The organism is Pararcticibacter amylolyticus (assembly GCF_003130405.1).
In the GTDB taxonomy this organism is placed as follows: domain Bacteria; phylum Bacteroidota; class Bacteroidia; order Sphingobacteriales; family Sphingobacteriaceae; genus Arcticibacter; species Arcticibacter amylolyticus.
Genome location: NZ_QEAS01000024.1, coordinates 1632 through 24966, shown reverse-complemented (window position 1 = coordinate 24966; position 23335 = coordinate 1632). Strand labels below are relative to the sequence as shown.

The 23335-nt window shown below is 44.5% G+C and carries 25 protein-coding genes; 7 read left to right on the top strand and 18 right to left on the bottom strand.

What is annotated here, in order from left to right:
• Window positions 1–7 precede the first annotated feature (7 nt).
• Window positions 8–832 carry an alpha/beta hydrolase gene (locus tag DDR33_RS21900; protein ID WP_109417944.1) on the bottom strand — a complete coding sequence of 275 codons (825 nt, stop codon included), beginning with the start codon at window positions 830–832 and terminating at the stop codon, window positions 8–10.
• A gap of 157 nt (window positions 833–989) precedes the next feature.
• Here DDR33_RS21900 and DDR33_RS21895 point away from each other — a divergent pair, with 157 nt between their 5' ends.
• Window positions 990–1850, top strand: a complete 861-nt coding sequence (locus DDR33_RS21895; RefSeq protein WP_109417943.1) for a glycoside hydrolase family 25 protein — start codon at window positions 990–992, stop codon at window positions 1848–1850.
• A 24-nt stretch (window positions 1851–1874) separates the two neighbouring features.
• Here DDR33_RS21895 and DDR33_RS21890 read toward each other — a convergent pair whose 3' ends face one another.
• The 6 genes from DDR33_RS21890 to DDR33_RS21865 form a co-directional block, all read right to left on the bottom strand.
• Window positions 1875–3866, bottom strand: coding sequence for a S9 family peptidase (locus tag DDR33_RS21890; RefSeq protein WP_109417942.1), 1992 nt, complete (start codon window positions 3864–3866; stop codon window positions 1875–1877).
• Window positions 3867–4015: 149 nt separating this feature from the next.
• Window positions 4016–4516, bottom strand: coding sequence for a hypothetical protein (locus tag DDR33_RS21885; protein ID WP_146198829.1), 501 nt, complete (start codon window positions 4514–4516; stop codon window positions 4016–4018).
• A gap of 194 nt (window positions 4517–4710) precedes the next feature.
• Window positions 4711–5697: a D-isomer specific 2-hydroxyacid dehydrogenase family protein gene (locus DDR33_RS21880; RefSeq protein WP_109417940.1), complete on the bottom strand. Its 987-nt coding sequence runs from the start codon at window positions 5695–5697 to the stop codon at window positions 4711–4713.
• A gap of 167 nt (window positions 5698–5864) precedes the next feature.
• Window positions 5865–6965 carry an NADH:flavin oxidoreductase gene (locus tag DDR33_RS21875; RefSeq protein WP_109417939.1) on the bottom strand — a complete coding sequence of 367 codons (1101 nt, stop codon included), beginning with the start codon at window positions 6963–6965 and terminating at the stop codon, window positions 5865–5867.
• A 13-nt stretch (window positions 6966–6978) separates the two neighbouring features.
• Window positions 6979–7263: an ArsR/SmtB family transcription factor gene (locus DDR33_RS21870; protein WP_109417938.1), complete on the bottom strand. Its 285-nt coding sequence runs from the start codon at window positions 7261–7263 to the stop codon at window positions 6979–6981.
• A gap of 85 nt (window positions 7264–7348) precedes the next feature.
• On the bottom strand, window positions 7349–8362 hold the full coding sequence (locus DDR33_RS21865; protein WP_109417937.1) for a WD40/YVTN/BNR-like repeat-containing protein: 1014 nt from the start codon (window positions 8360–8362) through the stop codon (window positions 7349–7351).
• 71 nt (window positions 8363–8433) lie between these two features.
• Between DDR33_RS21865 and DDR33_RS21860 the strand changes: the two genes are divergently transcribed.
• Window positions 8434–8973 (top strand): hypothetical protein, encoded by a 540-nt coding sequence (locus DDR33_RS21860; RefSeq protein WP_109417936.1) that lies wholly within the window; start codon window positions 8434–8436, stop codon window positions 8971–8973.
• A gap of 26 nt (window positions 8974–8999) precedes the next feature.
• Here DDR33_RS21860 and DDR33_RS21855 read toward each other — a convergent pair whose 3' ends face one another.
• Together DDR33_RS21855 and DDR33_RS21850 are read right to left on the bottom strand one after the other, a co-directional pair.
• A complete protein-coding gene (locus tag DDR33_RS21855; protein ID WP_109417935.1) occupies window positions 9000–10304 on the bottom strand; it encodes an NCS2 family permease in 1305 nt (434 codons plus the stop codon).
• Window positions 10305–10453: 149 nt separating this feature from the next.
• Window positions 10454–10633: a hypothetical protein gene (locus DDR33_RS21850; protein ID WP_109417934.1), complete on the bottom strand. Its 180-nt coding sequence runs from the start codon at window positions 10631–10633 to the stop codon at window positions 10454–10456.
• Window positions 10634–10743: 110 nt separating this feature from the next.
• Here DDR33_RS21850 and DDR33_RS21845 point away from each other — a divergent pair, with 110 nt between their 5' ends.
• Window positions 10744–11379, top strand: coding sequence for an MgtC/SapB family protein (locus DDR33_RS21845; protein ID WP_109417933.1), 636 nt, complete (start codon window positions 10744–10746; stop codon window positions 11377–11379).
• On the opposite strand, the gene DDR33_RS21840 is transcribed toward DDR33_RS21845, so the two are convergent.
• The 3 genes from DDR33_RS21840 to DDR33_RS26505 are packed head-to-tail and all read right to left on the bottom strand — an operon-like array spanning window position 11380 to window position 13329.
• Window positions 11380–12111, bottom strand: coding sequence for a LytR/AlgR family response regulator transcription factor (locus tag DDR33_RS21840; protein WP_109417932.1), 732 nt, complete (start codon window positions 12109–12111; stop codon window positions 11380–11382).
• A complete protein-coding gene (locus tag DDR33_RS21835) occupies window positions 12108–13127 on the bottom strand; it encodes a sensor histidine kinase (RefSeq protein WP_202913815.1) in 1020 nt (339 codons plus the stop codon). Before DDR33_RS21835 ends, DDR33_RS21840 begins: the two co-directional genes overlap by 4 nt.
• Window positions 13054–13329: a hypothetical protein gene (locus tag DDR33_RS26505; RefSeq protein WP_202913814.1), complete on the bottom strand. Its 276-nt coding sequence runs from the start codon at window positions 13327–13329 to the stop codon at window positions 13054–13056. Before DDR33_RS26505 ends, DDR33_RS21835 begins: the two co-directional genes overlap by 74 nt.
• Before the next feature lie 130 nt (window positions 13330–13459).
• Between DDR33_RS26505 and DDR33_RS21830 the strand changes: the two genes are divergently transcribed.
• Genes DDR33_RS21830 through DDR33_RS21815 form a run of 4 tightly spaced genes read left to right on the top strand, consistent with a single transcriptional unit; the run spans window position 13460 to window position 17966 of the window.
• Window positions 13460–14779, top strand: a complete 1320-nt coding sequence (locus DDR33_RS21830) for a TolC family protein (RefSeq protein WP_109417930.1) — start codon at window positions 13460–13462, stop codon at window positions 14777–14779.
• A 7-nt stretch (window positions 14780–14786) separates the two neighbouring features.
• Entirely contained in the window at window positions 14787–15998 is a 1212-nt protein-coding gene (locus DDR33_RS21825) for an efflux RND transporter periplasmic adaptor subunit (protein ID WP_109417929.1), read from the top strand.
• Window positions 15995–16744, top strand: coding sequence for an ABC transporter ATP-binding protein (locus DDR33_RS21820; RefSeq protein ID WP_109417928.1), 750 nt, complete (start codon window positions 15995–15997; stop codon window positions 16742–16744). The genes DDR33_RS21825 and DDR33_RS21820 overlap by 4 nt, the downstream gene beginning before the upstream one ends.
• A 4-nt stretch (window positions 16745–16748) precedes the next feature.
• Complete coding sequence (locus DDR33_RS21815; protein WP_109417987.1) at window positions 16749–17966, top strand: ABC transporter permease; 1218 nt, start codon at window positions 16749–16751, stop codon at window positions 17964–17966.
• Window position 17967: 1 nt separating this feature from the next.
• Here the strand turns inward: DDR33_RS21815 and DDR33_RS21810 are convergent, their stop codons facing one another.
• The 6 genes from DDR33_RS21810 to DDR33_RS26780 all read right to left on the bottom strand — a co-directional run.
• Window positions 17968–18831: a transporter gene (locus DDR33_RS21810; protein WP_109417927.1), complete on the bottom strand. Its 864-nt coding sequence runs from the start codon at window positions 18829–18831 to the stop codon at window positions 17968–17970.
• Window positions 18832–18902: 71 nt separating this feature from the next.
• Window positions 18903–20057: a type II secretion system F family protein gene (locus DDR33_RS21805; protein WP_109417926.1), complete on the bottom strand. Its 1155-nt coding sequence runs from the start codon at window positions 20055–20057 to the stop codon at window positions 18903–18905.
• A 119-nt stretch (window positions 20058–20176) separates the two neighbouring features.
• On the bottom strand, window positions 20177–20650 hold the full coding sequence (locus DDR33_RS21800) for a PulJ/GspJ family protein (protein ID WP_109417925.1): 474 nt from the start codon (window positions 20648–20650) through the stop codon (window positions 20177–20179).
• Window positions 20643–21005, bottom strand: a complete 363-nt coding sequence (locus DDR33_RS21795; RefSeq protein ID WP_146198828.1) for a hypothetical protein — start codon at window positions 21003–21005, stop codon at window positions 20643–20645. Before DDR33_RS21795 ends, DDR33_RS21800 begins: the two co-directional genes overlap by 8 nt.
• Window positions 20993–22210: a hypothetical protein gene (locus tag DDR33_RS21790; RefSeq protein ID WP_146198827.1), complete on the bottom strand. Its 1218-nt coding sequence runs from the start codon at window positions 22208–22210 to the stop codon at window positions 20993–20995. The genes DDR33_RS21795 and DDR33_RS21790 overlap by 13 nt, the downstream gene beginning before the upstream one ends.
• 728 nt (window positions 22211–22938) lie before the next feature.
• Window positions 22939–23335, bottom strand: a 397-nt coding sequence (locus tag DDR33_RS26780) for a hypothetical protein (RefSeq protein WP_238387895.1), incomplete at its 5' end; no start/stop codon positions are given.

Here is a 23335-nt window from a genome sequence, read left to right as displayed (position 1 = left end):
CAGAAGATCATTTGCCACCACTTTTCAATATCGCTGCCACTTCTTTCAAAAGCAGCGGAAACGCTGGTTCCGCCATCCCTCCATGGTCAAACCCGTCCAGTTCATACAACTTCGTTTGTTTATGTCCCGCCAGCTTCATCATCCTGCACAGATAAGCGTTTTCCTCATACCGTCCCAGAAGCTCCATTTCCCGGTCACCTGTTATCAGGAGCATTGGCGGTGCGTCAGCCCTTACATGATATAATGGAGCATATTGATCGATTGTCGGCTGTGTTTCCTTTATACCCTGTTCATTACGGACGGTAAAATGCGTAATAGCCTGGCCGCTGAACGGTATCAGGCCGGCTATCCTGTTTGCATCGATCCCGTATACCTGTAGGTATTCCTTATCAAGCGTGATCATCATCGTCAGATAGCCACCGGCTGAATGCCCCGAAAGAAAAATCCGGTCGGCGTTGCCGCCAAATTCACTAATATGCTTAAAGCCCCACGCCACCGCCGCAGCCGCATCCCGGATATAAGCCGGAGCAGAAACCTTTGGAGAAAGCCGGTACCCTACGGCAATAACCGCGTACCCTTTATTTTTCAGTGCTTCAGGGATCGATTTATTTCCCCCCGTAATGCCGCCTCCATGAAACCATACGATCGTAGCAAACCCCTTTTTATTCTTTGGATAATAAACATCAAGCAAACAGCGCTCGTTTATATAAGAGTCTTTCTTATTGTCGGAATCAGGATAATAATGAACATTCTCCTTCAGTTCATATGTATCGGTTTGGGCCGACCCCTGAATCCAGAATAAAACGAGCAGAATAAAACCAAATCTTTTCATATAACGGGTTATTTACTTTATCATCACACTATCTGATTGCCAGACAAGCCAGCCAATATTATAAAACTTCCGCTGGTTTTCAAAGAACGGTGTTTCGTTTAACCTGCTCAGGCTACCTGAATAATGAATCTAAAAATTAAGTACCTTCGCGGCGTACATGCAAACCCCGAGAAAACCCAGTCAGAGAAAAAGCGTAAAAAGAACAACACGGAAGAAAAAGGGCGATAATAAATGGCCGTTAAGGTTTAAGCTCTCGGCCTTCATCGTGATTCTGATCCTGCTCTCGCCATGGTATTACGGGTACGTATTAAAAACCCTGACATCAGCATGGAGGTGGGTACGCGACATCGGGGAAGATCCTCACTACCGTACCTATACCAGCTTTGACATCAGGATCCCCACCCGATACAGCATTCATGGAATTGACGTGTCTTATGCGCAGGGAAAGATTGACTGGCAAAAAGTACGTGCGATGGAAGACGACGGAGTGAAGATCCACTTCTCCTTCATAAAAGCGACTGAGGGATTAACGCTTGTTGATCCTTATTTCCAGCGCAACTGGCGCGAGGCGGCGAAGGTGGGGATCGTTTGCGGAGCCTATCATTATTTCCATCCGCGTGCAAGCGGAAAACAGCAAGCCCGATTTTTCCTTCAGACAGTGTCTTTCGAAAACGGCGACATGCCAATGGTTGCCGACGTAGAAACGCTCGATGGGCATTCTCCGGAAAAGATGCGCCGGGAGCTGAAAGCGTTCCTGGATCACATTGAGAAGAAAACTAAAAAGCGCCCTGTTATTTATACGGGACTGAGTTTCTACAGGGATTATTTACAAGGCCACTTCGATACTTATAAGCTTTGGATAGCCCATTACTATAAACACGAACTAAACGCCGGAAAAAACACAAACTGGGTATTCTGGCAGCATTCCGATAAAGCGAAGGTGAACGGGATCAACCATTCTGTTGATTTTAATGTTTTCAGAGGAGACAGTACAGAGTTCCGGCACCTGGTAGAATAACAGGAGCCGGAACAAATTAAAACGCTATTTAAGATGATAGGCAAAGAACCCTACCATACATTTGTATAATTCAATCCTGTTATCTTCATGACCAAAACCATGACCTTCATTATACTTTACCATATAAGGAACATCAAAGCCCCGGCTTCTTAAACTCTTAACGATCTGATCAGATTCATGAATATTTACCCTTGGGTCGTTAGCGCCCTGGACAACAAATAATGGTTTGTTAATTTTATCAATATTCAGCGCCGGAGATATCTGTTCAATTATCTTTTTCTCCTGTTCATCTTCCGGGTTATACCATTGTTCGTACACCTGCGCCAGGAAAGGCTTCCAGTAAGGAGGGAATGATTTATAAAAAGTGAAGAGATTCGACACCCCCACATAATCAACCCCGCACTTATACAATTCGGGAGTTTTTACGAGGCTGCCCAATGTAGCCAGCCCGCCGTAACTTCCGCCATAAATAGCAACTTTATCCCCGTCTATAAAGCCGAGAGACTTAGCATATGCCACACCATCCTCCAGGTCATTCAGCATATTTCTGCCAATCTGCTTACTGCCGGCCAGGGAAAAAGACTTCCCGTACCCGCCTGATCCGCGGTAGTTGACTTGAATAGTCGCATACCCGCGGCTTGCAAACAGCTGCGTTTCAGGGTTAAATCCCCATTCATCACGCGGCCCGTAAGGCCCTCCGTGAGGGTTGACGATTAAAGGCACCTTTGCGCCGGATTTTGCTTCCTTCGGGATGGTGATATAGCCGTAAAGATCCAGCCCGTCTCTCGATTTGAATTTAACCGGCCTCATCTCCGCCATATCCTCTTCTTTCAGTTTTGGCATCAGGTCAGCAAGAAGTGTAAACTTATCGGTTTTAAGATCGTAGGTATAATATTTCCCGTATAGCTTATCGCTCGTTACAATCAGCAGATACTGGTCTTCTTCATCCGTTTTGCTGATAATACCAAACTGATACTTTCCGAACTGCGACTTAAACCGGGCGTATAGTTTCTTAAAAGCAGCGCTAACCGGCACTATCTCTGATTTTTCTCCGGTATAACTAAAATAATCTATCTCATAATTGCGCTTTCTCGAAGTTTCAAGCCCCTCAGAATCGAAAACTTTATTGCTGTAAAGCGTTTTGACGGGTGTGTTAGTCTTGAGATCGTACAACTGAATTTCTGCCGTATTACTGGTCAGATTCGATAATACATAAGCAAGGTTTTTGTTCTTCGAGGTATAATCAAAATCAATGATGGAAAAATTATCCTTCCATGTCGTTTCCTTTATTTTCTTAAACGGAGAGGACACGGATTCACGATAAAAGAAGCTATAATTTGTTCCGCCCTCCTGTTTTGAATAGCCTCTCAGGTTGCCGTCCTTATCAAAATCATACCCGGCAATAGGATTAGCCGCATCCTTGTTCTCATAGAGTTTTTCCAAAGCACCGGTGCGGATATTGATCTTATAAGGTTCGAAGATCTCAGGATTGTCCTTGTTCATCTGAATGATCAGAAAATCGGGCTGATCCTTTAAAACTTTTAGTATACTCACCCTCACATTGCTGAAAGGAGTCAATGCCAGATCATTGCTTCCGTCCAGGTCAACTGCGTAAAGCTGGTAATTCTCATTTCCTCCCTGATCCTGAATATAGATCAGGCGCCTGCTATTCACCCACCCATAGTCACGGATAAGTTCTTTCCCCTCTTCCAGCACCTTTTTTGTTTCGCCGGTCTGAATATTTTTCACAAAGACATGGCGCTTCCCTGAAGCGTCCTTCTCCCTGTATGAAAAATACTTTCCGTCAGGAGACAATTTAAAGACCGATTGTTTCGGCCGGGCGAAATAATCTTCTACTGCATACTTAAAGGTTTTAACTTCAGATGCAGCCAGTTTAGTCAGCTCTTCTTTAGTTGAAGGCAATGTTGTGTCACCAGGGAGTCCGGCAGTTTTTTCCTGGGCTGAAACGACCACCGTAGCGAGGCAAACCATCATGGTTGAATAAATTCTTCTCATTATTTTAAGGTTGATTATCCTCAGATAGACGACTAATCTACCAAATTTGTTACAAACCCAGATTATAATCGCGCAAAAAACAGGCGTTAAACAAAAAAAGCCTCTGCAGGGATGCAGAAGCTTTTTTTTTGCTCTAATCTGACTGATTATTATAGATTTTTAAGATAAGATACATCTCCGTCAGGGGTAATTTTCAAAACTACCTTCTCATCGTTGTTTTTAAGGCTTGCAAAATAGATAGTATTATAAGCTCTCTTGCCTGTCAGCATTTCCAGACGTGAATCTTCCTGAGAATCCAGGTCATATCTGACAACTTCTTCGATCTCATAACCTTTATAAAGCTTCTCTAATCTGTTCTTTCCTACCGCAGGTAATTTTTTTGCATCCACAAACTGTGTAGTAGCGATATATTCACCGTTCATATCGAAGAAAGCAGCAAGCTTTACACCTTTTAATGTGAAGGTTGCTTTCTGGAATTGATTGGTTACAGTCCACTTTACATTTTCCGCTCCCTGGTATTTAGCAAGAAAATTATTTTCAGCGAAATAGGATACCTCAGCTCCTTTCTTTTCTCCTTTGTTCTTTTCGTCCGCGTAACCTTTAAATGATAAAGCGAGAACTAAAAATGCGAAATATAAAATCGTTTTCATTTGTTTCATTGTTATTTTCACAACAAAAGTAAACAAATATTTATATATTGATAAATATTTAAGATATTATTACAAATAATTCATGACAAACGATTGCATTTTACGATATTATCAAAATGTGAGATAAATCACGCCTTCCAATTTTGATTTTATCAACAGGAATTGAAGACAAAAGAGTCGTTATCAAAGATATTCTAATAAAGAAGCTCAGTACTGGCTTTTTCACCTTTGATAAAAGAATGCAGGCTTTGGACACCGCATACCACCATTTCTTCTACTGCCCTGTCGGTATAAAATGCAATATGCTGGGTCATAATTACATTAGGGAATTGTCTGATGTAGGCCATATCCCTGTTTTTGATGATATCGGTCCTTCTGTCAAAGTGATAGATTCCCTCCTCCTTTTCAAAAACATCCAGGGCCAGTGCCCCTATCTTTTCATGTTCAATAGCATAGATCAGATCTGCTATGTTCATCAGTTCTCCTCTTGCACAATTCACAAGGATCACCCCGTTTTTCATTTTAGCAATGCTGTCCTGGCTGATCATTTGATATGTACTATCAAGAAGCGGTACATGCAGGCTGATAATATCTGACTGTTGATAAAGTTCATCCAGGCTTACATATTCTGCCTTTTGCAGTATATTCCCGTTCCGGTAAGTATCATACGCCAGGATCCGGCAGCCAAAACCCGAGAGGTTATCGATCACTTTCGCGCCGATCTTCCCGGTTCCGATAATCCCCACTGTCATATCCCTCATTTCACGGCCCTGTAATCCCTTTAATGAATAGTCATTCACGTTCGCCCTGAACAGTGCCTGTTTGTATTTACGTAAAGACATCAGGATTAACATAACGGTATAATCTGCGACTCCATGAGGTTCATAACAGGCGTTGCTGATCCTGATATTCAGCTTCTTTGCTGCTTCAAGATCAATGTGATTATACCCGATTGTACGGGTTGACAAGTAATGAATATCAAGCTCTTTTAGTTTAGAAAGGATTCCTTCATCCACTTTGCTATGCCCAAGCACGGTTACGCCCTGACTTCCAGCTGCTAATTCTATTGTATGCTGGCTTAGCGGTTTATTGATTAAGACAATTTCAATATTCAGGCTGTCGGCTAACTTTTTAAACGCCCTTTTTTCATCGTCTCTTGTCTCGAATGCAGTAATTTTCATAAATGCCCTGATTATCTATCCGGAATTCTTCTTTTTTCAGGATAATTTAAACGGTCGCAATATTAAAGACATTCAGTCAGCAAAAAAAATAAAAACAAAGGTTCCTCAGCAAAAAAAAGACCCGGAATATCCGGGTCCTTCTGTAAATATGATTATGGTATATGTTATTATACCAGTTCTGCCAATGCCTCCCGCGTAAAACCTTTCAGCTCATTTGTCCTTCCCTCATGGATCTTCTTCACCCATTGAGGATCTGCAAGCAAGGGACGGCCCACTGCAACCAGGTCAAAATCTCCGCGATCAAAACGGCGAATCAGTTCATCCAGGCTGCTCGGATCTGAGCTCTCTCCCTGGAATGCGGCTAGGAATTCTCCTGTCAATCCAACCGAGCCTACGGTGATCGTCGGCTTACCGGTCAGCTTTTTAGCCCAGCCGGCAAAGTTCAGGTCCGAACCTTCAAATTCAGGCTCCCAGAACCTTCTCTGAGAACAATGGAAGATATCAGCACCTGCATCTGCCAGGAGATTCAACCATAATTCCATTTCCTGGGGCGTCCGGGCAAGCTTATTTGTATAAGCTGTGGCTTTCCATTGTGACAAGCGAATGATCACAGCAAAATCATCTCCCACCTGCCTCCTTACTTCACGGATTACTTCAGTTGCAAAACGGCTTCTTTCTGCCAAAGTTGCCCCTCCGTAGATATCCTTACGCAGATTGGTAGCTTCCCAGAAAAACTGGTCGATGAGATAACCATGTGCTCCGTGAATTTCAACACAGTCAAAGCCAAGCCTCTTTGCGTCAGCAGCAGCTTTTCCGAAAGCAGCTATCGTATCGGCAATATCAGACTCAGACATAGACCTGCCATTTTCCAGTTCAGGGTTATTTAAACCTGACGGACCTTCAAAAGGAACCTCTGGCACCCATCCCGAATGGTGATTATTCATCACGCCCATATGCCAGATCTGAGGTCCCATGCTTCCCCCGGCGCTGTGCACGCCGTCTATCACATTCTTCCATCCGTTCAGCGCCTGCTCTCCATAAAAATGAGGCACATTCGGATCATTTGAAGACGAAGGCCGGCCGATCACAGTACCCTCCGAAAGAATTAATCCAACTTCACCCGCCGCCCTTTTTTCATAATATTCAGCGACGCCGTCTGTCGGGATACCGCCAGGCGAAAAAGAACGCGTCATTGGAGCCATCACAATACGGTTCCTGAGGTTTAAACTCTTGTGTTTAAACGGACTGAAAAGACTATCTGTATTCATGTTTGTTTTTTATTTACAAAGTTGTGCTGATAAGTTCCTTAAGTTTTTCAAATGCCTGCTCATTACGTTTGTAGTAAGTCCACTGTCCCACTCTTGTTGCCTCCACGAGACCTGCACGCTGAAGAATGCTCAGGTATTCAGAAATTGTTGATTGGGTAAGCCCTGCCTTCTTCTGTATAAGTCCCACACATACCCCCTCCTCCTGTACAGGAAAGTGCGTTTCAGGCTCTTTCAGCCATTGCAGTATCTCAAGCCTGGTCTTGTTAGAAAGTGCTTTAAATATTTCCAGCTGATCCATAACACAAAGATATATCGACTTTTTCCGATATTCCAATTAAAGCCTGATTCATGACAATGGAATGATAGGTAAGGCGGGCAGTACTTCAGAGCCGGATAAGAGCTATCCTCCCGTCCGATCCCGCAAGCAGTGCTGAGCGTTGTTTCTGAAGTACTGATACAACATGATACCCCTGTGAGGATAAGGAACTCCACGACCGGCCTCCGTCTTTTGAAATATCCGTGCCCGAGGTACCTGTCGCGATCAGGATATTTTTGCTGATATAGGCTACGCAGGAGCGGAATCCCGATGGCCCGCGGACAGGCGCCCTCCAGATGGCCCCTCCATCCTCAGTTACAAAAAAATTCTTCCTGCTGAGCGTATCTTCCTGATAATCCCCTCCTGACAGAGCACCCCGGCTTTTGTCATAGAAACAGATTGAAAAAGGGCCCTGCGTCTCTTTTCCCCGGAGCATCGGACTATCAAAAGCCCGCCAGCTCTCTCCTTTATCAGCTGAATAAAAAACGCTTGAAGCTTTGCCGCCTGTAATGATCCATGTACTCCCGTCAGACCTTGTTTCAATCCCCGTATTACTGGCAGCGAAACTCGCTTCGCCTTCGGCAAGCGGGATCGTAAGTTTTTCCGAAATATTAAACCATGACTTTCCGCCGTCTTCCGTTTTCAGCAGCTGCATTTTCCCCAGGATAGGATCTCCGTAAACCAACCCTTCACTCCCATTATAAAAACTTATCCCGTCCAGAAATATTTCCTTTGACTCGTTCCGGTAGGATTCTTTCCAGTTTTCACCACCGTCTTCCGTATACAGGATCACCGCCGGGCTTCCCGAACTCATCAAAACAGCCTTACTTGCAGAAAACGCTGCTACTCCGCGGAAATCAAAGGCAACATATTCCTTAAGTTGCTTCCATTCCCAGGTCCTGCCCGCATCTTTACTGCGGGCAAACCATCCTTTACTTCCGCTAAGCCAGACAACGGTTGGACTGGCTACACTCATCCCACGGATACTTGTTGCAGGGCCTTTCGGAAGTTCAGTCACCTGCCGGGCGGACAAGCCATGACAGATAAACAATAAGAATACGAAAACAGAAAATTTCTTCATTGTTTTATAATAAAGCCGCTGTTACAAGTATATAAACAATTTTGTACGTTTGTTATAATAAGGTAAGAACTATGAAAAAATGGATATTATCTGCATTGGTTATCTTTCTCATCCAGTCCTGTACTCAGAAAAAGCTGGATAAGGAACAGGCTCTTCAGGTTTTGAAGGAGAGCAAAATATATCCGCGGACACTGGACGTAGAAATTATCACCACCGACCCAAACCAGGCTGCCAGGCTGATAAATACGGACTTAGAAAAAGCAGAATTCATCACGATAAAAGAAGCGGTTTCTCTTGGCGACATGGGACAACAGCAGATTATTCTGAATGACAAGGCTGCTCCCTATCTTATCCCTGTTACCGCTGAAGAGAAAAGCCGCGGGGTGCAAAGAGTAAAAGTGGCGGAAGAAGATATCTCTTCCATAACAGATATCCGGCTCAGTGATAATAAGAAAGAGGCAACTGTTGAGTACACCACCGTATTCAAAAACATCACCCCTTTCTCTTCTGCATGCATGGATGATCTGAAAAAAGAAAAAAAGCACGAAGCCGGGTTTGTACTTGAGAGCGGCAAATGGAAATTGCATCAGGCACCACAAAAAGTACACTGACACCTCTGAGCATGGTTGACGACATGCTATCCTATCAGCATGGAAAGAATGATGAAGACATCTATGATCAGTAGTGCCGGACTTATTTCATTTTTCTTTCCCGAAGCGATCTTTATGACCGTCCAGCTCAGAAATCCCCACGTAATCCCGTGCGTGATCGAATAAGTGAAGGGAATGAGTGCCATGGCGATGAAGCACGGAATGGCATCGTCCAGTTTCATCCAGTTTATTTTCACAACCGGCCGGATCATGAAAACACCAACCAGCACAAGAGCCGGAGCTGTGGCAATAGCAGGAACAACCGACAGCAAAGGTGCAAGAAAAAGAAAGGGCAGGAATAAAAAGCCGGCTACTACGGCAGTCAGCCCTGTGCGCCCTCCGGCTTCAACCCCAACCGCCGATTCAATATAAGCAGTGCCGGGGCTCGACCCTACAAGTCCCGCCAGTGTGGTAGATACCGCATCCGTCAGAAGAGATTTCTTAATATTCCTGGGTTCGCCCTGCTCATCCAGGAGATTAGCCGCCTCCGCAATTCCCACGAAGGTAGACAAGCTGTCAAACATATCGGTAAATACAAACGCAAATATCACCGGCACTACCGCCCAGGTGAGTGAATTAACGAGATCAAGCTGAAATAGAAGGCTGAAGTCAGGAGCCGAAACCAGCCCTTTCCATGAAATGAGCGGTGCAGCTTCAAGTCCCCACCACCGTCCCAGAGGATAAGCAGCAAGCGTCGTAAAAAGAATACCGATTAAAATGCCCCCTTTCACATTCCTGATAACCAGTATAGCCGTTACCAGCAATCCGGCAACGAAAGTCAGCAAAGCAGGCGTCAGCTTTCCCATCGAAACCAGCGTAGCAGGGTCGGATACGATGAACTTCGCATTTGAAAGTCCGATCATGGTGATGAAAAGGCCTATTCCGGCCGATACGGCATACCTGACCGGCCTGGGAATTGCTTTTACAATATGTGTACGGATGTTGAAGACCGAAAGCAGAAAAAAGACAATGCCCGACCAGAAGACAGCTCCCAGCGCCACCTGCCACGATACCTTAAGGCCGAGGACTACAGAAAAAGTAAAAAAGGCATTAAGTCCCATTCCGGGCGCCACCAGGATGGGATTTTTTGCGTAAAAACCCATCATCAGGCTGCTGAAGAATGAAACAATCACAGTAGCCGTTAGCACGCCGGTAAAGGGCATTCCCGTCTGGCTCAGAACAGAAGGATTCACAACAATAATGTAGGAAGTTGCTAAAAAGGATGAAATCCCGGCAACAATTTCTGTAGTAACAGAACTCCCGTTCTTCCTCAGTTCAAAATAAGAATCCATTGGCTATACCCGATAAGCCGCCAAACTTAGATAAATTGCTTTTATTTACAAAACGTCAGCTCTTGTACTTAATAATACGTACCTGAACCTCCGTTTCGCCATCTATCTGAGGATAGCTCTTACTGTCAACAGCAAAATCAGGAGCTCCGTTATTTTTTTGCTTTATCTTTTTTATCGTCAGTCCTGTTTTTCAACTCTCCTTTTACTGAAGACTGGTCCTGTGCCTTCATCGTCCGTTGCTCCGCAGCTTTTACCTCATCTTTCTCAGAAAGCGGCTGTTCAGTCAATGGTGACTCTTTAGTGTCCTTCTCTTTCAATGGTGTTTTCATATGGCTGATTTTTACTCTTATATTTTTACAACCCTCTCAACTTTATATTGTTTCAAACCTTTTAGTATGATATCCGTTCGGATTAAGCATCTTACAATTGAAAAGTTACTATGGATTTCACCGTTGCGTATGAAGATCTGGTCAGTGTTGCTGTTTCGGTGATCTGCGGAGGGATCATTGGATTTGAGCGTGAATTTAAGAATAAATCGACGGGATTCCGGACCATCGTCCTGATCTGTTTAGGATCAACGCTTTTCACGATTGTCTCGCGCTTCGGCGTGGGAAGCGACGACAGGGTTTCTGCCAACATTATTACAGGCATCGGATTTATAGGAGCCGGAGTGATCTTTAAAGACAAGCTTTCCGTTCTCGGGCTGACTACAGCAGCTGTGATATGGACGACCGCCGCTATCGGGATGACGGTAGGGATTGGCTACTATGGAATGGCCCTGGTCTTTACCGTCATCACTTTTATCGTTCTTTCGCTGGTCACCAAAATTGAAACGCTGATCGAGAAGCTTCAGAAGAACAAGACCATCAATATAGACTTCAGTGACGCCGACTGTTCTTATCTCGAGCTGCTGAAAGAGAAGATCCAGGCGAACAGGTTGAAATGCAAGATCGTCCAGGTTTCCAAAAAAGACAATAAACTCAGCGTGGTCATATTGATCTCCGGAACCAAAGAAAACCTGAACAGGCTTCAGGAAGAGATGATGCAAATGCCGGAAATAACCGATTTCTATTAGTTACATCCAGCGGCTCAGGAACCGGTTAAAGCTGTCCTTATATTGTTCTCCCACCGCAATATGGATATCACCAATCTGGATAGTGTTGCGGGTTACCGATTTGATCTTGTCCAGCGAGATGATGAAAGACCGGTGTACCCTCATAAATTGCCTCGCAGGCAACCTCTGTTCCAGTAATTTTAAAGTAATCAGGGAAAGCAGTGACTTTTCGCCAGTACTAAAATGCACTTTCGCATAATCCTTTAAGCCCTCTACATACAGGATATCCCTGAACATCACCTTTACGAGCTGATATTCCGACTTCAGAAACAGAAATTCATCGGGATCATCTTTTATCTTTCCAGCCTCACCGGCCCCCAGCATCTCGCGCCAGTTGAGTGCCTTATTTGCAGCCCGCAAAAATTCCTCGTAGCTGAACGGTTTAAGCAGATAATCGAGTGCATTGACTTTATACCCTTCAAGAGCAAAATGATTAAAGGCGGTAGTAAAAATTACCGCAGGAGCCAAATTCGGACTTTGGCTTAACCAGCGGGTAAGTTCCATCCCACTGAGGTCGGGCATCTGGATATCCAGGAAGATCACATCAGGCTTTAGTTCCGGCAATTCCTTCATAGCCGCAATCCCACTGCTATATTTGCCCAGCAACTGCAAAAACGGTGTTTGCTCAATAAAACCTCCAATCAGGCCAAGGGCCAGGGGTTCATCGTCAACCGCTATACATGTTAATATCATAACAGAAAAATTTTAAGAGATACCCTGAATTCACCAGCATCCCGGTTTTCTGCTATCTCCAGTTTATATCGTTCCGGGTACAATAGATCCAGCCTGCGGCGCGTATTGCTCATTCCTATTCCGCTGCCTTCTTCCAGTATTGTCCTGTTCTGAGAATAAATACTGTTTCTCATATCCAGTTCCAGCGATTTATCATCTGCACGGATACTGATGCTAATATACCCCGGTTCAAATGAGCTGATCCCATGCTTAAATGCATTTTCAACAAAAGGCAAGAGCAACATCGGGGCAATTTCAAGATCATGCACGATCTCCGGCGGATCAAACTTAACTTTCACCTTATCCGTAAGCCTCAGCTTCATCAGTTCGATATAATCCACCACAAATGAAACCTCTTTTGAGAGAAACGTCATGGGAGCCTGTGTTTCATACAAGACATAACGCATCATCCTCGAAAGCTTATGAAGTGCATTTCGCGAACTCTCAATATCTATATGAGTTAACGCATAAATGTTGTTCAGGGTATTGAAGAAAAAATGAGGATTGATCTGAGCCTTTAATAAGGATAATTCAGAGCTTACTTTTTGCTGCTCCAGGAGTTGTCTTTCCCTGGCATCACGCTGCCAGTTTTGAACAGCAGCAATACTGGTACTGATACCCATCACCAGGAAAGACATCAGTAGCATAAACATATCAATGACAGGTCTCTCCGGCCGGTTTTCAATTCGCCTCTGCTGCCCGGCCTTATCCATCAGTTCCTGCAGATGAAGGACTTTCTCGGTAGACTGAGCAAGGTATGTGACAAAAACAGAAACAAGAATAGCGGCAAGAACAAAATTTAAAAACCGGTTCCGCTGTAACACATGCGGAACGATCACCAGCGAATTGAGGTAATATACGCCCACCAGGAGCACAAAGATTATTGTCTGCTTAATCCAGAATTCAGGTGGCAGATGCCCGCCCCATGTCCAGGGCAGATAAAATAACAGCAGCAGCCCAAACAGCAGCCACAGCATAATATGGACTAAGAAAGTGAATAACCGGTTTCTTTCCGTCTGTTTCATGATCCAATACCTCACTATGAACAAGTATAGCTAACATTCTTTTATCAACAAACCCGGCATCGGCGGAAAGGCCTTTATTACAGACGAAAGCACCACTTTTATCTACCGGAGTGCAAAAGCTCCGGGTTTCTTTCACCCCTGTTGTTTTATCCATAAACTATACTTCCTGATCTATAATCAGGAAGTCTGCGTCTATTCTATTTTAACAGATTAAACAAGCTTACTTCTTTTGTCCTGTTAGTACAGATTATCATGCTGCCAGCTGATAAATAAGAAACGACAATATGATATATAAGATTTTAACAGGCTGTTTAATATGTATTTGCTGCTGTTCTTTCCTTCAGGCAGAAACACAGGATAGCGTATCCGCCGGGCCGCCGGCAACATGGGACCTGCAGCAATGTCTCAATTATGCCAAGACGAATAATATTCAGATCCGCTCATTAAAGTTAAACACCAAAACAAATGAGCAAAATCTCCTTTTAGCAAAATCGGCCGTTCTCCCTGACCTATATGGTTCCGCAAGCCAGACATTTACCAATACACAAGGCTCAGGAACAAATACATCCGGATCCTACGGCCTTAATTCCTCATGGACGCTTTACAACGGAGGTTACCTGAAGGCCAGCATCCGGCAACAGGATCTGGCAGTTCAGCAGGCCAATCTGAATGTTCTCCAGCAGGAAAATGACCTCACACTACAGATTACTCAGGCTTACCTGAATATTCTCCTGGACAAGGAAAGCATTGTTTACTCGCAGGACCTGGTAAACACCTCCACTGCCCAGTTGCAGCAGGCCCGTCAGCGGTATAAGGCTGGAAGCATCGCCAGAAAAGATGTGGTTCAGTTTGAGGCACAGCTTGCCAATGATCAGTATACCCTGACTTCTTCAGAAAATGCGCAGAGGAAGGATTTACTCAATCTGAAACAACTGCTTCAGCTTCCCCTGGAAACAGAATTCGATATTGTAAAACCCGATACCGTGATGGCCGATGTCATGATCCCCTCCCTTGAGCAGGTACGGCAATACGCTCTGCAAAACAGGCCCGAGGTGAAGAATGATGTGTTAGGACTTCAAAGCGCACAGCTCGACCTGAAAAAAGCAAATGCCGGTTACAAGCCAGTATTAAGTGCGGGCATGGGAGCAGGCACCAGTTATGCAGGCAGTAATGCACTTAAAACATCATCCGCGCAATTAGGTGACAATTTTTACCAACAGGCAGGCCTCAGCCTTTCTATTCCCATCTTCACAAAGAGAACGAACAAAACGAACATCGAAAAAGCAAAGATTAGTATTGACCAGGCGCAGCTCACACTTGAGAATACAAAAACTGTACTTTCCCAGGCTGTCGAACAGGCTTATATCACAGCAATCAACGCACGAAGCCAGTATAAAGCGGCATCAGAGCAATTTAAATACAACCAGGAGGTATATCGCATTGCAAACGAAGAGTTAAGACTTGGCGCTGCAAATATCTACGATTTTTACCAGCGAAGGAACTCTTATGTACAGGCATTGCAATCCTATGTCCAGGCAAAATACACCACAGCGCTTTCGGTAAGCATATACGACTTCTATTCAGGAATACCCGTAAAACTTTAATACGAACATGAAACGAAACAGAAAAATAATTATTCCGGTAGCAGCGGTCGCACTGATACTTCTTGCATGGCTTCTTTTCTTCCGGAAAAAAGAACAGATGGTCAGCCTTCAGACAGAGAAGCCTCAACGGGGAGATATAGCAGAGACCGTAACGGCAACCGGAACTATCCAGCCGGTGGATACCACTGCAGTCGGAAGCCGGGTATCGGGAACGATAGAGGCTCTTTACGCCGATTTTAATTCAACGGTAAAAAAGGGCCAGCTGCTTGCAGAGCTCGATCCCTCCATTATGCAGGCAAGTGTAGACCAGTTTAAGGCAAGCCTGACAGAAACCAGGAGCAACCTCGACTATCAGCAAAGCAACTTTAACAGGCAAAAGGAATTATACACAACCGGCGCCCTGAGCCGGGCAGAATACGAACTGGCTTTAAACAGTTATAATAATGCGAAAGCCAGTGTAAAAAACATAGAAGCACAGTTATATTCAGCCGAACGAAACCTTTCGTTCACAAAGATCTACGCACCCGTAGATGGCGTCATTCTGAACCGGACGGTAAGTGTCGGACAAACTGTTGCTGCCAGCTTCAGCACGCCTACTCTTTTCAGTATAGCCAAGGACATTACGAAAATGCAGGTACAGGCGAAGGTGGATGAAGCTGATATAGGAAACGTTGCCAAAGGGCTGAAATCTACATTCACCGTCGATGCCTATCTCAATTCTGTATTCAACGGAACCGTTGAGGAAATAAGGTTAAGTCCGGTGGTCTCCTCAAACGTAGTCACTTATACCACCATCATCAATGCTCCTAACGAAGACAAAAAGCTGAAGCCGGGTATGACGGCCAACGTTACGATCTATACGCAGGAATCAAAAAACACGCTGCTTGCCCCGGCAAAAGCATTGAAATTCAACCCCGACTCTTCGCTGGTACCCAAATATATCATAGTACCGCTCGCGCAGCGCCGGGCGGGAGGACCGCCACATAAAACAGAGATAAATGCAGGTTTATCACAGGATGCTTTTGTATGGACATTGCAGGGCAACAAAATACTTCAGAAAAGAATAAAGACAGGATTGAACAACAATACACAGGTTGAGGTCCTCGAAGGACTGTCAGCAAACGATGTATTGATCACAGGATCGCTTGGAGGAGCGGAAGCTCAGGCAGCTGCCGGCTCCAGTCCATTCATGCCAAAACCTCCGGGAAGAAAAAAATGAACAGAAAAATACTGGAAATACAGAACCTGAAACGCGAATTCATAGTAGGTTCGGAAACAGTGAGGGCATTAAAGGGTGTTTCGTTTAATGTAGAAGCAGGAGAATTTGTGACGATCATGGGCAGCAGCGGATCAGGAAAAACTACCCTGCTGAACATCCTTGGATGCCTCGATAAGCCCACCGAAGGCATTTATCTCCTCGACAGCGTCAATATCAAAGACCTGAACAAGAACGAACTTGCCAGGTTAAGGAATACGAAAATCGGTTTTGTATTCCAGGCTTATAATTTGCTGCCGCGAACCAGTGCTCTGGAAAACGTAGAGCTGCCGCTCTTCTATAACTCATCCATCAGCGCAAAAGAACGGAAAGAACGGGCAATGTATGCTTTGGAAGCAGTAAAACTTGCCGACCGTCTCGACCACACCCCCAATCAGCTGTCGGGAGGTCAGCAGCAGAGGGTGGCAATCGCTCGGGCACTGGTGAATGAACCCGTAATGATCCTTGCAGACGAAGCGACAGGAAACCTCGACACAAGGACGTCATATGAAATTATGGCGCTGATGCAGGAATTAAACCAGCAGCAAGACAAGACGATCGTTTTTGTTACGCACGAACCCGACATCGCTTCATTCAGCAGCAGAACGATTATGCTGCGGGACGGCCGCCTGCAAAAAGATAGTATAAACGAAAACAGGAAATCAGCACGGGAAGCCCTTGACACCCTCCCGGCTACAGATGATTATTAAAATTATGAATCCGGAAAATCTGGTAAGGGTAGCTTTCAGAGCATTACAAAGGAATAAATTAAGAGCATTTTTGACCATGCTCGGTATCATTATTGGTGTCGCCGCAGTGATCACGATGATGTCTATCGGAGAAGGATCCAAACAAAGTATCCAAACCTCCCTTTCTAATATGGGCTCCAATATGATCACTGTTATGCCGTCGAGTAATATGCCCGGTGTCCGCATGGCAGGAAGCAATTTCCAAACCCTGACACTAAACGACGTAAAAGCCATTGAAAGAGATGCATCTGATGTGGCGTCTGTCTCTCCCCAGGTGGCAAGCAGCGGCCAGGCAATTAAAGGCGCTTTAAACTGGTCTTCGTCTATACAGGGCGTTAGTCCGGAGTATCTCGACATTCGAAAGCTAAAGCTCAAAGACGGGATCATATTCTCCGAAGAAGATGTCCGCTCCTCAGCAAAAGTATGTCTGCTCGGGCAAACGGTAGTCAAGAACCTCTTCTCTTCCGGAGAGAACCCCATAGGGCAGATCATCCGCTTTCAAAAGATCCCCTTCCAGGTGATCGGTATCCTGGAAGAAAAGGGGCAAAGCAGTTTTGGCCAGGACCAGGATGATATTATCCTGGCCCCTTATACCACCGTAATGAAACGGGTGCTGGCTACCACCTACCTGCAAAGCATCTATGCTTCTGCTGTCAGCGAGGCTGCTTCCGATGCAGCTACTAATCAAATCACCAGTATCCTTCGTCAGACGCACCGGCTGAGGACAGATGAAGAGGACGACTTCAGTGTCAGAACACAGGCGGAATTGATCAAAACGCTTGGCTCTACCAGCAGTATGCTGACAGGCTTGCTGACGGCTGTTGCCAGCATATCTCTTGTGATCGGAGGCATAGGAATTATGAATATCATGTATGTATCTGTAACCGAACGGACAAAAGAAATCGGGCTGCGCATGTCAATCGGTGCCCGCGGCATAGACATCCTCTTACAGTTCCTGATCGAGGCGATCCTGATCAGCGTCACGGGAGGGCTTATCGGAGTTTTCATTGGCGTATCAGCGTCTCTGACAATCGCCTCCCTGCTGAACTGGCCGACCATCATTTCCGAATCCTCCATTATCATATCGTTCATTGTTTGTGCCCTGACCGGTATTTTCTTCGGGTATTACCCGGCACAAAAAGCATCAGAACTGGATCCTATTGAGGCATTGCGCTACGAATAGATCAGCGGGCAAAAGCAATGATCATAATAGCCGCTACCGCGATGAGTAGTCCCGCTTTATTTAACAGGCTCAGTTTTTCTTTAAACACAAAAACCCCGGTTAACGCCCCGGCTACTATCACTCCAATGTTCATGGCAGAAAAGACAACGGATGGGTTGTTAGGAAGAGCCTGATGCGCTTTCAGGTAAAACAGGATATTCCCAAAATTGAAAAGCCCCAGTATCACTCCGCAAAAAAGGTTAACCCAGCTGAACCTGGTCTTTTTTAACAAGATAGCTCCAACAAATACCAACAGAGACAGAATAAATGCAAGTGAGAAAATAATAAAAAGAGACCCAGTATAAGGAAGAGCCTTAAATGACGCTATTTGTTTAAAAAACACATCTACAACTCCTATCCCTGCAAAGACAACCAGTGGATAGATCCAGACCCCGCTCTTGTCTGGTTTCTGCACATTTTTGTGCCACGGAATAGTACAAACAATCGCGGCAAAGCCCAGAATTATCCCGGCAATCTTCACATAAGAAGCGGTTTCCCCAAACAAAAGAAAAGCAGTGGTAAGGGGAATAAAAAGGGACAGCCGCTGTGCTAGATCTGTCCTGACGATACCGGTATATCTGACCGATAACCCCATGATAATAAACAAAGCAGGCAATAACACCGCCAGCAATCCATAAATACCCAAAGGTGCACTACCCAAAGCCTTCACGCTGATTTCCGGCCTGTATATCAAAAGAGTTAGTAAAGAGCAAACAAGATAATTCCACACCACTGCATGCGCCACGCTTATTTCATAACGCCTGGCGAGCTTCAGAAAAACAGACACCGTAACACTGCAGCAAACGCTGATAATTACATAGAACATAACTGCTGATAGTTTAAATAACTGACTGATCAGTCCTCAAACATAGACAAAATAAGGCGTTCTGCAAGCGGCTAAAAACTATTACTCATCTGGAACATCGGCAGGTACATGGCGATCAGAATGAGGCCGACAACCAGGCCCAGGAATATAATGATCAGCGGTTCCAGCAAGCTGCTGATCGTACCGGTCTTGTATTCAACTTCTTCAGTATACTGATCAGAAATCTTACCAAAGAAATAATCCAGCCGATTGACTTCCTCCCCTACTTTGATCAGCTGCACCAGCTTGGGAGGATAAAAGCTGAACCGTGACAGGCTCTGATGAAGGGACTCTCCCTTCAGAATAGATTTCTCCACTTCCCCCAATGTTGTTTCCAGGGGATAAAAACCGATCATCTGTCTTACCAGGGCGATGGACCGCAATAAGGGGGTGTCTGTACTCACCAGCAGCCGCATGGTATTGGCAAAACGTGCCAGGTACACTTTCCTGACGATATCCCCGGCAAGAGGAATCCTGAGAATCGCGGTAGAAACAGCCTTGCGGAACCATAGCTTTTCCTTACTAAGAAATATAAAAACAGCCAGCCCGATAATGAGCAGCAGAAAGACCATAAAGTATTTATCAGTAAAAGCAGAAAAGCGGATGATCACCGAGGTCACCCAGGGAAGATGACCTCCAAATCGCTGAAACACATCGGCAAACATCGGCACCACGAACTTCAGCATAAAAAACACCGCTCCAAGGGACGTCATCAGCACAATGATGGGATATGTGACAGCACTGATGATCTTTCTTTTCTGGGAGATCCGGTTCTTATAGTATTTGGCCAGGTCAGTCAGCACTTCGCCAATCCGACCGGTCTCTTCACCGATCTTCACACTGTAATATTCGTAATCCGTAAACATCCCGGTGCTCTTCAAAGCATCCGAAAGTGAACTTCCATGAAGCACCTTATCCTTTATATCCTCAAACAGGATCCTGTCCTTTGCTCTGTCCTGGTCTACCAGAATGAGATCAAGAGCAGTCTTCAGGTCTATGCCCGAAAGCAGTAAGGTACTCAGTTCGACATAAAAAGCCTCTTTACGCTTATCGTTTACTTTTGGCTTGCCAAATGAAATATCTTTATTCAGCAACTCTCCCCAGTTAAAACTGTTGTCCTTCCTTCCGGAGCTCTTTTTCTTTGGAGGAACTTTTGTTTTGTATTGCGAGAGATCGATCTGTGGCACGGAGTTCTTTTTTAAAAGGCTGCGATATAAAGCTTAGTGGTATTCATTATATGTCCATCACTATTATCAGGTGCAAGATAGAGAAAATAAGCGCATCAAAACGAATACAGTACAATTCATTACTCAAACTTCTCTTCTGCACTATATGTTTTCACATATACAAGAGGTATTTTCCTTTCCTGCAGCACACCAGTAAAGCTAATCCTGTCAATCATCCCTTCTTCTGTTACTTCCTTTTCTTCAAATGAGGTTATCAGGTCGCTGTTCGAAACCTTAAAGGTATCGATCTTAACGGAATACTGGTTCCTGGTAATGTACTCATCACTGAAGCTATAGATGATACTTCCTTCAGGGCCCTCCAGATTAATCCCTTCGGGCGACCTTACAATTTTCTCCGCATTCGAGATATCTCTCCTGAGCAATTTATTCAGCAGCACAAACTCAGCAACCTTTTCATTTCTATCATCATACTGCTGGTAAGAGCGGCTCATCATCGTATAAGCTGTATAAGAAATCCCGATAACAATCGCAGCCAGCAGCATAGCAATCGTCACTTCCAGGATGGTAAACGCCTGAAGCCTTCCCTTACTCACCCGCCTTTTCCTCCTTTCTAGCCACTTGCCGCAACTTGCCCAGCACCTTCTCATTCTGTAAAGCCTGAACCTCTATCAGTACCAGGTCCTGATAGCCCGGCCAGGCACTCACGGTTTTCCGGTAAATAATGCTGTCCTCCATCAGTTCCTGGTCCTCCCAGTCGTGATTAAGAATACTTTCGTCCGCAATCTTTCTCATCTGTTGCTGCGACTGCGTGGTACTGACAGAATAACCAGACTGCGTCACATTGGTATAGATGCCAATAGCAACGCCAAACACTGCGACAATGATCACCATCGCGATCAGCACCTCAACTAGTGTGGAGGCTTCTATCTTTTTTGTCAGTTCAGCCATTGCAGGATCTGTTTAGGAGATTTTCTGTCAAATAAAAAAGAACTAAGATAATACTTGCTCCTTCGTTTCCGGTTGATCGTGATATCAATCAAATAGTTTTCATAGAGCGTCGAGGGGGTTTGAATGATAAAACGGTTGCATGCCACGCGCCCATCGATCGTTAATGGCTTCGCCATCTTCACAAAGCCTGTAGCAAACACCTCCCCTTTCACTAATGCATCCTTCCCCAGGCTGATGATGGTCTGCAGCTCCGAACGTTTCCTCTCCCAGCTAAAGAGGACCCCGGAAAAGCGGCATTCACTGCCCAGTTCAATCCGCGGCTGGCCGTTGTCGCTCTTTCTTAAGACCCCTATAGCCGAAGGATATTCAAATACCGTTTTGGCTGCAGCAACAACAGAGTCCCTGGCATAGAGCTGACAGCTGCCTTTAAAGCCCTCCTTCACGACAATTGCCGGAGCAAACACCATTACATCTCTCAGTTCTGTGTTCTCACCTATAGTTAACACCGTATCACATAGAAGCACGATCTTGCCCTTTATAAAACGATTACTGATCAATGGCTGTGATTTAGGGATCCTAATGATGCGTGCTTCGCTGAAAAAAGAATTAATCAGGGTGTCTCGAATCTCTTCCTGTTCTGCCAGGCTATCGGCGAAGTACTTTTCCAGATCATCCAGCACTGATTGATTCAGCTTGGGAAGCTCTCTTGAACTATCAGTGATCTTGCCGTCCACCAGCTTTTTTCCCGCGTAAGGTTTCCCATCTACATAGGCCTCTTTAATTCCAGCTTTAGGAAGCTCCGCATCTCCTGTGATCTGAGTACTTCCGCTTACCGAGAGGGGCCGGTCCTCATCACTGAGATAAAGCGCCGTCTGATCCTTCGTGCATTCCTCTGCCACAAAGAACGCTTTCTTGAGAGTATCAGCCAGTACGAACGAACGGACAGTCCCTACTTCAAAGATCCCCCATTTTTCCTTCCTGAGCAACAAGCTGTCATTTTGCTCTCCAAAAAGATCAACTCTTTGTTCCAAACCATTCTGATTCGCAGGATAACTTGCTGAAAGTACCATGGAGATCCCGGAATGAAGGTTGGTTTCGAGTTTCCCTAAACGAATGTTCTTTTGATACTCAAGCCTGTAATAATAAGCAGTGGCGATCAAAGACGATGAAAAAATCGCTATCACCAGCGCAATTACAATGACCATATATAAGGCCGAGGCTTTGAGCATAAAGCTAGACATACTTAATAAACGACAAATCTAAACTATTTCAAAAGGATCATTCTATCATAAGAGAGATGAAAGCAGCCTTTATATATTAATTTTTCTGATTGTCAGAGATATTTATCTATTGCAGTGTTATTTACAAACCTGTGTTAAATAAAAATATCCAGTATAAAAATTAACAAAATAGAAAAGATGTAATAAACATACACTCCCAATTTCGAGATCAACACATCCTTATCGTCCATTTTTCGCGCTAACTGTGCAATTCTCCCACTATAGTAATAACATACAACCGAAAACATAACTATAAACAGCAGAAAAGCATACTTAAAATACAAATTATAATCAGGATTTCCCGAAAGCAGGAATATATGCCGAACATATAACGAATTACCCAACGAAGCCTCAAATACAGCCTCTGCGAATCTTCTTATTGAATTATACTCGACTTTCGTGACCTGCGATCTTCTAAATGCGCTGTATAAAGCAGCCAAGTGGAACAATACTACATGCATTATTTAACTCTATAAACAATTGCCGAATCCATTATACCTTTAGCTGAAAAATATCAGACACTAAATTATATGATCTGTATACCCTAATGTAGTAATTCCACTCCTGTTCCTGGCTAATGCCGTCATCAGTGACGCAGAAACTGGTAAAGCGTATGCGCAGTAAGCAAATGTATTAAATTAGTATTTTACTACTTAAACCTGGCCCGAAAGAATAAACATTACTTGTACGATAAATACAAGTATATAAATGGCCTTTAAGAATATAAAAGAAGCCATTTTAACAGAAAGCTTGGCTATCTGTTCACTTAACTGCGTTGATCTTTCCGTCCTTTTGATATAATACTTTCCGACATAGTGAAAAATGACTAGTTCAACAAGGAATTGAACTATCAGCAAAAATTGCACCCAAGACATCAAGGAGGGTATTGTGAATAAAGGTGAGTGCAACAAAATTACCAGCAAAAGCACTCCCAAAAAAGACCAAAATAGAGATTGGCTTATCTTTACTGTTTTATTCAATATCGAATAAAGTAAAAAATCAGCTAATGCAACAAATAATATATACACTACTTTTAAAAACATACCTTGT